Here is an 8,200-nt window from a genome sequence, read left to right as displayed (position 1 = left end):
CGGCGACACCACCACCCTGGTCGACCCGACGGTGGTCACCGAGATGCAGAAGCAGGTCCAGAACTCCTAGGTGCGACTTCGTCGCTCGTGAGCACTAATTGATGCTCTGGCATCAATTAGTGCTCACGAGCGCGCAGCGCACCTAGTCGGACACCCGCTCCTCCATCGGCGGCGGGACCTCGCCGCGCAGCTCGCCGAGGCGCTCGGTGACCCGGTCCATGATCCGGTCGGTGGCTTCCTGCAGGGCACTGCGCCGACCCTGCTTCCCGACCAGGTCTGACAGATCCACGGGCTCGCCGGCCAGCACGTGCAGCGTGGCGCGCGGGACCAGCGTGCCCACCTTCGCCGTCGGGGGCAGCAGCTGGTTCGACCCCCACTGGCCGACCGGGATCACCGGCGCGCCCGTCGCGAGCGCCATCCGGGCGACGCCGGTGTGGGCCTTGCGGGGCCAGCCGTCGGAGTGGTCGGGGAAGCCGCCCTCGGGGTAGACGACGATGCACTCGCCGCGCTTCACGCCCTCGACCGCCGCGCGGTAGGCCTCGATGCCGGACGCCCGCCGGTCCACCGGGATGTGCCGCCCGCCCCGCAGCGGAGCGCCGACGATCTTCATGTCCCAGAGCTCGGACATCGCGAGGAACCGCGGCACCCGCCCCTGGGCCATGCAGTAGGCGACGAGCACGATCGGGTCCACGTGCGAGAGGTGGTTCACCGCGAGCAGCACCCCGCCCCTGGCCGGCACGTGGCGGCCGCCGCGGAAGTCCCAGCGCGCCACCGCCATCAGCACCGGCCACAGCAGGTCGATCGCGAAGCCGTACCCGAAGCCGCGGTCGAGCCTCGGGTAGAGCAGCCAGATCGCGAGCTTGCGCCAGAGTCGCATCGCCCGGCCCGGAGGGCGCTTGTCGTGGCCCTGCGCGATCCGCCGCACCCGCGGGTGGGCCCGCGGCTCGGGGTGGTCCGAGGCCTTCGCGACCGGGATCGAGGGCTGCGAACCGGCGTCGGTCGCGTCGTCGGGCTGCGAGCTCATGGCCGCAGATCATGCAGGGTGGTTCGCCCCGCCCGCATGAGTAGTTCTCCCGGGGACGCACGTCACCGCGCCGACCCGAACCGATCGGCCGCGCGCGGCGATGATCGGAGGCGGGCACGGAGGAGCGGCCCGCGAGGATGTGGAGCTGCTGACGTCCAGCGTCAGCGGTGCCGCATCGCTGACACCCCAGGGAGGACCACACATGGCGCAGGCAGCAGGACGGGTCGCTCGCGCGCTCGGGGCGTTCGTGGACGGCGCGATCCCGGTCCGCATCCGCGCCTGGGACGGCAGCGAGGCCGGCGCGCCCGCCGACTCCGGCGCACCCGTCGTGGTGCTCAACCACCGGCGGGCCCTGCGACGCCTGCTCTGGCAGCCGGGCGAGATGGGGCTGGCCCATGCCTACGTGTCCGGAGACCTCGACGTCGACGGCGACCTCGGCGAGGGCCTCGCCGCCATGTGGGGCCTCGTGCGCGACGGTGCGGTGAAGCCGCGCAAGCCCCGGCTGGGCGAGCTGCCGGGCGTCGTGGCCGACGCCGCCCGGCTCGGCCTGCTCGGCCCGAAGCCGGCGCCGCCGCCCGAGGCGATCCGGCTCCCGCGGTTCGCGCGCCTGCACTCCAAGCTGCGCGACCGGGCCGTCATCGCGCACCACTACGACGCCGGCAACGACTTCTACGAGCTGATCCTCGACGCGAACATGGCGTACTCGTCGGGGTACTGGGCCGACCTCGGCGGCGAGCTCACCCCGGCGAACCTCGAGGCGGCCCAGGAAGCCAAGCTCGACATGATCTGCCGCAAGCTCGGGCTCGGCCCCGACTCGACGCTCCTCGACGTCGGGTGCGGCTGGGGCTCGCTGCCCATCCACGCCGCGAAGCACTTCGGCGCGCAGGTCCGCGGCGTGACGATCGCGGCCGAGCAGCGCGACCACATCAACCAGCGCATCCGCGCCGAGGGCCTGGCCGACAAGGTGCAGGTCGACCTCGTCGACTACCGCGACATCGCCGCGCGCATCGACGGGTACGGCGAGTTCGACGCGGTGTCGAGCATCGAGATGGGCGAGCACGTCGGCGACGAGAACTACCCGACGTTCGCCGCGACGCTCTTCGGCGCGCTGCACCCGGGCGGGCGGGCGCTCGTCCAGCAGATGTCCCGCCGCCCCGCCGACAGTCCCGGCGGCGGCGCGTTCATCGAGACCTACGTGACCCCGGACATGGTCATGCGCCCGGTCGGGGACACCCTGACGCTGTTGCAGCAGGCCGGGCTCGAGGTCCGCGACGTGCACGTCATGCGCGAGCACTACGTCCCGACGATCCGCGCCTGGCTGGCCACCCTCGAGGCCGACTGGGACCGGGCCGTGGCGCTGGCCGGGGAACGCGGCGCCCGGATGTGGCGGCTCTACCTCGTCGGCGGCGCGCTCGCGTTCGAGGAGAACCGGATGGGCGTCGACCAGATCCTGCTCAGCCGGCCCACGACGACGGGTCGCTCCGGGATGCCCGCGACCCGCGTCTCGTTCGAGCCGGTGTCGGACCCAGCGGGTATCACTGCCCCATGAGCTTCGACTGGGCGGCCGCCGGCGTCCTGCTGGTGGTCGCCGTCGCCGTCATCGTGATCACCTTCGCGGTGACGCTGGTGATCGCCCGCGCCGTCGGCAAGCACTCGATCGTCGACGTGACCTGGGGCCTGGGCTTCGTCCTCGTCGCGGTCGCGGCGTACGTGGTCTCCGGGGTGCTCGGCGCCGGGAACCCGACGGTGCGTCTGGTCGCCCTGGTGCTGCCCGTGGTCTGGGGGCTGCGGCTCGCGATCTACATCGGGTGGCGCAACCACGGCAAGGGCGAGGACCCGCGCTACGCCGCGATGCTGGGCGACGAGCACGCACCGGGCGCGGTCACCGGAACCGTCCTGCGCAAGGTCTACCTGCCGCAGGCCGGCGTGATGATCGTCGTCGTGCTGCCGGTTCTGGCCGCGATGGTGCGTACCTCGGTGGTGCTGCCGGTGCTGATCGTCGGCGTGGTCGTGTGGCTGGTCGGGTTCGTGTTCGAGTCCGTCGGCGACGCACAGCTGGCCCGGTTCAAGGCGAACCCGCAGAACAAGGGGAAGGTCCTCGACTCCGGCCTCTGGCGCTACACCCGGCACCCGAACTACTTCGGCGACTTCTGCGTCTGGTGGGGCATCTTCGTCGTCGCGGCCGGGCACCCGGCGGCACTGGTCACCGTCGTCGGACCCGCGCTGATGTCGTGGCTGCTCATCGGGGTGACCGGCAAGGAGCTCACCGAGAAGTCGATGTCGACCCGCCCGGGGTATGACGAGTATGTGCGCCGCACCTCCGGGTTCTTCCCGCTGCCGCCCGGCAGCGCGCCCGCCCGCGCCACCTGAGAGAGGACTTCCGTGACCCTCCCGCTCCCCGAAGGACTGGTGACGCTGCTGCGCCGCCCCGCGCCGTGCTTCGTCGCCACCGTCATGCCGGACGGCTCGCCGCAGCTCACCGAGACCTGGGTCGACACCGACGGCGAGCACGTCGTGATCAACGTGATCGACGGCATGCAGAAGGCCCGCAACGTCGCCCGCGACTCCCGGGTGGCCGTCAACGTCACCGACCCGGACCAGCCGGCGCGCTACTGGGGCCTGCGGGGCCGCGTGGTGGAGTCGACCACCGAGGGCGGTGCCGAGCACATCGAGGAGCTCTCGCAGCGCTACCTCGGCCGGCCGTACCCGAACTTCGGCGGGCGGAACGGGTCGCGGCTGATCCTGCGCATCGCGGTCGACTCGGTCTCGCACACCCCGGAGTGGTGACCGGCCGCCCTCAGGCCGCGTGGTGCTGGGTGTTGACCACGAGGACGTCGGCGGGGGTGTGCCGGAAGACCGACGCGGCGACCGCGCCGACCATCCGGCGCCGCGGCGCGTGCAGCCCGTGGCTCCCGACGACGACGAGGTCGGCGCCCACCTGGGCGGCCTGGGTCACCAGCGCCCGGCCGGGCGGGGTGTAGGCGCGGGCCAGGGTCCTCGGAGCGCGGGCGCCCACCGCGACCGCGGTCTGCCGGGCCTCCCGCAGCGTCGCCTCGACCGGGTTCGAGCCCCGCACACGGAACGCGTCGTCGACCCCGAGCGCCGACTCGGCCCGGGACAGGTCGTGCGACTCGGCCGGCACGTAGCTCGACGAGAGCACGATCTCCGCGTCGCAGATCGCCGCCATCTCGGCGCCGACCTCGACCACGCGGTGCATGCTGCCGGAATCGCGGATGCTCGCGTGGACGCCGACGAGCACGCAACGGTACGGGGCGGCGGTCGGGCCCAGCCGGCGGCGACGGGCCTGCCGGACGTGCCAGCGCTCGTCGGTGGTGTGCACGATCAGGACGTCGCTCGGCGCGCGGCGGACCGACCCGGCGGCCACCGATCCGAAGACCCGGCCCGCCGTCGTGTTCACCCCGTGGCTGCCCACGACGACGAGGCCCGCCCCGAGCTCCGTCGCCAGCCCGGTGAGGACGTCGACCGGCCGCCCGGACCGCGCGACGGTCCGCGCGTCCGGGACGCCGTGCGCGCCGGCCCGGTCGACGAGCTGGTGGAGCACGTGGGGCGGGGTCGGCTCCATCCGGACCCCGCCCGCGTCGTCCCCGGCCGGGAGGTGGCCGGCGCCCGGTGGAGCGTCGGTCGCCGCGGCGAGGTGGAGGACGGCCCGGCTGCGGGCCGCCACCTCGATCGCCCGGTCGGTGGCTCGCAGCCCGCGGTCGGTGTCGTGCACGCCCGCCACGATGGTCCGGTACGGCTCCATGGCCTGCTCCTTCGACGCTGAAGGAATGGGCCGTTCAGGCTAGAACCGGTGTGAAATCGGGGTCAAGATCCGTGAGGTCGCGGCAACGTATCGGGCGTGCGATCAGCGCTCGGCGCGCTTGCGGAGCACGGTCAGCGCGGAGTCGGCGTGCTCGTCGAAACGCATCTCGCCGGTGATCACCTCGAGCACCGTGCGGTCGGTGTCGATGACGAACGTCTTGCGCTTGATCGGGAGCGCGGGCAGCCACGCCCGCTTGGCGTCGAACTGCTTCGCGACGACGCCCTTCGGGTCCGAGAGCAGCGGGTAGTCGAAGGAGTTGTTCGTCGAGAACGTGTGCTGCTTCTCGACCGAGTCGGCGCTGATCCCGACCCGCTGGGCCCCGACCGCGGCGAACTCCGCGGCGAGATCCCGGAAGTGGCAGCTCTCCTGGGTGCAGCCGCCCGAGGAGGCCAGCGGGTAGAAGAACAGGACCACCGGCCCGTCCGCGAGCAGCCCGGAGAGCGTCCGGGTGGTCCCGGTGTCGTCGGCGAGCGAGAAGTCGGGCGCGGTGTCTCCGGCCTTCATGAGGATCCCTTCGGCAGCGTGTATCGATGCGCGTTCGGGCCCGGCCGTGATCCGGTTCGGCCGCGATCGAGGCGCAGGATGGACGTGTGAGTCTGCCCCGATTGGAACCGGCCTCCCCGCAGGGCGACGGCTCGGCCGGCGTCGTTCTCGTCCTGCACGGCGGACGGCCGGACGGTCAGCAGGACGCGGGCGGGTTCCTGCTCTCGCACGTGCGGATGGTGCCGTTCGGGCAGGCGATCGCGCGGGCCGGGGCGTCCCGCGGGGTCGAGACCGCGCTGCTGCGCTACCGGGTCCGCGGCTGGAACGCCCGGGACGACGCGGCCGGCATTCCCGACCCGGTCCGGGACGCGCGCTGGGCGCTCGACGACGTCCGCGGTCGCCACGGCCCGGACGTGCGGATCGTCCTGGTCGGGCACTCGATGGGCGCCCGGGCGGCGCTGCGGGTGGGGGGCGACGAGAACGTCGTCGGGGTCGCCGCCCTCGCCCCGTGGATCGGGCGCCACGAGCCGACCGGGCACCTGCGCGGGCAGACCCTGCTCGTCGCGCACGGCGACCGCGAGCGGATGACCGACCCGCGGGCGTCGCTGTGGTTCGCGGGCCGGGTCGCGGAGATCAGCGACCACGTCGCGCGGTTCGAGGTGCTCGGCGACGGGCACGCGATGTTGCGGCGCGCGGGGGACTGGCACGGGCTGGTCGCGCGGTTCGCGATGGCCGCGCTCGGGCTCGAACCGTTCGACGACGCCGTCGCGAACGCCATGGCGGCCGGCGCCCCCGAGGGCCTGTCCGTCCCCCTGAGCCGTTGAACCCCGGGAGCAGCCGTGCCGCGTGACCGTGTCGCCGTGATCGGGGCCGGCGTGTCCGGCCTCACCGCCGCCTACGTGCTGCAGCGCGATCACGACGTCACCCTCTTCGAGGCCGAGGACCGCCTCGGCGGGCACGCGCACACCCACGACCTGGGCGACGTCAGCGTCGACTCCGGCTTCATCGTCCACAACGCGGCGACCTACCCGAACCTGATCCGGTTGTTCTCGGAGCTCGGCGTCGCGACGCAGGACTCCGAGATGTCGATGAGCGTGCGCGACGAGTCGACCGGGCTCGAGTACGCCGGGGCGCGCGGCCCGGCGGGGCTCTTCGCCCAGCGTCGCAACCTCGCGAACCCCCGCCACCTCGCGATGCTCGTCGAGGTCCTGCGCTTCCACCGGGCGGCGCGGCGGGTGCTCGCCGGGCAGTCGGATCTCGACGAGGAGGTCACGCTGGGCGAGTTCCTGCGCCGCGGACGGTTCTCGCGCTACTTCGTCGACACGTTCGCCGTGCCGGTGGTCTCCGCGGTCTGGTCGTCCGGTCCCGAACTGTCGATGCAGTACCCGGCGCGCTACCTGTTCGCGTTCCTGGCGAACCACGGGATGCTCTCGGTCGGCGGCTCGCACCGGTGGAAGACCGTGGTCGGCGGTTCGGCGCGCTACGTCGAGCAGGTCGTGAAGGGGCTGTCCGCGGTCGAGGTGTCGACCCCGGTCCGCTCGATCGTCCGCGACGCCGACGGCATCGAGGTCCGTGACGACGGCGACGTCGCGCACCGGTTCGACCGGGTCGTCGTCGCGACCCACGCGCCCACCGCACTGTCGCTGCTGAGCTCGCCGACGACCGCGGAGCGGGAGGTGCTGGGCGCCTTCGAGTACTCGCCCAACGAGACCTGGCTGCACACCGACACCTCGGTGCTGCCGACCGCCCCGGACGCCCGTGCCTCGTGGAACCTGCTGCTGGTGCCGGGCGAGGACCGGGTGCTGGTCAGCTACGACATGACGCGGCTGATGCGCCTGGACGGGCCCGAGACCTACGTCGTCACCCTCAACGCCACCGACCGGGTGGACCCGTCGACGGTGATCGCGAGGATGGACTACGAGCACCCCGCCTACACGCCCGCGTCGGTCGCGGCGCAGAAGCTGCTGCCCGGGCTGAACGACGGCCGCATCGCGTTCGCCGGCGCGTACCACGGCTGGGGCTTCCACGAGGACGGCTGCGCCTCCGGGGTGCGGGCGGCCGCGTCGTTGGGCGTGACCTGGTGAGGTCGGCTCTGTACGACGTGCTCGTCGAGCACCGCCGCTCGCAGACCCTCGACGACGCCTTCACCCACCGCATGTACCTGTGGCTGGTCGACCTCGACGACCTGCCGCGGTACCCGGGCATCGCCTTCCGGGGCGCCGACCACATCGGGAGCCCCGACCGCTCGATCCGCGCGAACCTCGACGCCTTCCTCGCGGCGAACGACCGGCCGCGCCCGGCGCGGATCCTCATGCTCGCCCACCCGCGGACGCTCGGGTACGTCTTCAACCCGATCACGCTCTACTGGTGCCACGACGACGGCGGGGCGCTCACCGCCGTCGTCGCCGAGGTCCACAACACCTACGGCGGGCGCCACCACTACCTGCTCGACGTCGACGAGGCGGGCCGGGCGCGGGTCGACAAGGACTTCTACGTCTCGCCGTTCTTCCCGGTCGACGGCGAGTACCGGATGAAGGTCCCGAAGCCGGGGGAGTCGTTGTCCGCGACGGTCGTCCTGCGGCGCCCGTCCGATGACGACGCCGGGCTCACCACGGCCTTCGTCGCGACGATGCACGGGACCCGGCGGCCGGCGACGGTCCGGAACCTGCTGCGCGCGGTGGCCCGCCACCCGCTGGTCACCCAGCGGGTGTCGGTGGCCATCCGCCGCCGCGGGGTCTCGTTGTGGTGGCGCGGGCTGCCGGTGATCGGCCGGACCGCAGCCGATGTCGACCGCGGCCTGGGCCAGCTCGAGCCGGCCCGGCAGGAGAGCGCCGCCTCGTCCGAATCCTGAGCTGGTCGGCGGGTCCGGC

Annotated in this window: 9 protein-coding genes; 6 read left to right on the top strand and 3 right to left on the bottom strand. The window is 73.2% G+C overall.

Annotated elements, in window-relative coordinates; genetic code table 11:
• Positions 1 to 142: 142 nt before the first annotated feature.
• Positions 143 to 1,024 carry a lysophospholipid acyltransferase family protein gene (locus LQ327_RS26270; protein ID WP_230738749.1) on the bottom strand — a complete coding sequence of 294 codons (882 nt, stop codon included), beginning with the start codon at positions 1,022 to 1,024 and terminating at the stop codon, positions 143 to 145.
• Between the two features lie 202 nt (positions 1,025 to 1,226).
• Between LQ327_RS26270 and LQ327_RS26265 the strand changes: the two genes are divergently transcribed.
• From LQ327_RS26265 to LQ327_RS26255, 3 genes are read left to right on the top strand one after another with little or no spacing between them, the layout of a single operon-like run.
• The gene (locus LQ327_RS26265; RefSeq protein WP_230738748.1) at positions 1,227 to 2,573 is read left to right on the top strand and encodes an SAM-dependent methyltransferase; all 1,347 of its coding nucleotides are present in this window, start codon (positions 1,227 to 1,229) and stop codon (positions 2,571 to 2,573) included.
• Positions 2,570 to 3,394: a DUF1295 domain-containing protein gene (locus LQ327_RS26260; protein ID WP_230738747.1), complete on the top strand. Its 825-nt coding sequence runs from the start codon at positions 2,570 to 2,572 to the stop codon at positions 3,392 to 3,394. The genes LQ327_RS26265 and LQ327_RS26260 overlap by 4 nt, the downstream gene beginning before the upstream one ends.
• A 12-nt stretch (positions 3,395 to 3,406) precedes the next feature.
• Positions 3,407 to 3,811 carry a TIGR03618 family F420-dependent PPOX class oxidoreductase gene (locus LQ327_RS26255; RefSeq protein WP_230738746.1) on the top strand — a complete coding sequence of 135 codons (405 nt, stop codon included), beginning with the start codon at positions 3,407 to 3,409 and terminating at the stop codon, positions 3,809 to 3,811.
• Positions 3,812 to 3,821: 10 nt separating this feature from the next.
• Here the strand turns inward: LQ327_RS26255 and LQ327_RS26250 are convergent, their stop codons facing one another.
• Positions 3,822 to 4,787 carry a universal stress protein gene (locus LQ327_RS26250; RefSeq protein ID WP_230738745.1) on the bottom strand — a complete coding sequence of 322 codons (966 nt, stop codon included), beginning with the start codon at positions 4,785 to 4,787 and terminating at the stop codon, positions 3,822 to 3,824.
• A gap of 102 nt (positions 4,788 to 4,889) precedes the next feature.
• Positions 4,890 to 5,351, bottom strand: a complete 462-nt coding sequence (locus LQ327_RS26245) for a peroxiredoxin (RefSeq protein ID WP_230738744.1) — start codon at positions 5,349 to 5,351, stop codon at positions 4,890 to 4,892.
• Positions 5,352 to 5,437: 86 nt separating this feature from the next.
• On the opposite strand from LQ327_RS26245, the gene LQ327_RS26240 reads away from it, so the two are divergent.
• From LQ327_RS26240 to LQ327_RS26230, 3 genes are read left to right on the top strand one after another with little or no spacing between them, the layout of a single operon-like run.
• The gene (locus tag LQ327_RS26240; protein WP_230738743.1) at positions 5,438 to 6,154 is read left to right on the top strand and encodes an alpha/beta hydrolase; all 717 of its coding nucleotides are present in this window, start codon (positions 5,438 to 5,440) and stop codon (positions 6,152 to 6,154) included.
• A 15-nt stretch (positions 6,155 to 6,169) separates the two neighbouring features.
• Complete coding sequence (locus LQ327_RS26235; RefSeq protein ID WP_230738742.1) at positions 6,170 to 7,414, top strand: NAD(P)/FAD-dependent oxidoreductase; 1,245 nt, start codon at positions 6,170 to 6,172, stop codon at positions 7,412 to 7,414.
• Complete coding sequence (locus tag LQ327_RS26230) at positions 7,408 to 8,181, top strand: DUF1365 domain-containing protein (protein ID WP_269070987.1); 774 nt, start codon at positions 7,408 to 7,410, stop codon at positions 8,179 to 8,181. The genes LQ327_RS26235 and LQ327_RS26230 overlap by 7 nt, the downstream gene beginning before the upstream one ends.
• Positions 8,182 to 8,200 lie beyond the last annotated feature (19 nt).

Origin of the sequence: Actinomycetospora endophytica (genome assembly GCF_021026375.1) — a bacterium.
In the GTDB taxonomy this organism is placed as follows: Bacteria; Actinomycetota; Actinomycetes; order Mycobacteriales; family Pseudonocardiaceae; genus Actinomycetospora; species Actinomycetospora endophytica.
Note: the sequence above shows the minus strand (reverse complement) of the source record. Positions and strands in the feature narration are given on the sequence as shown.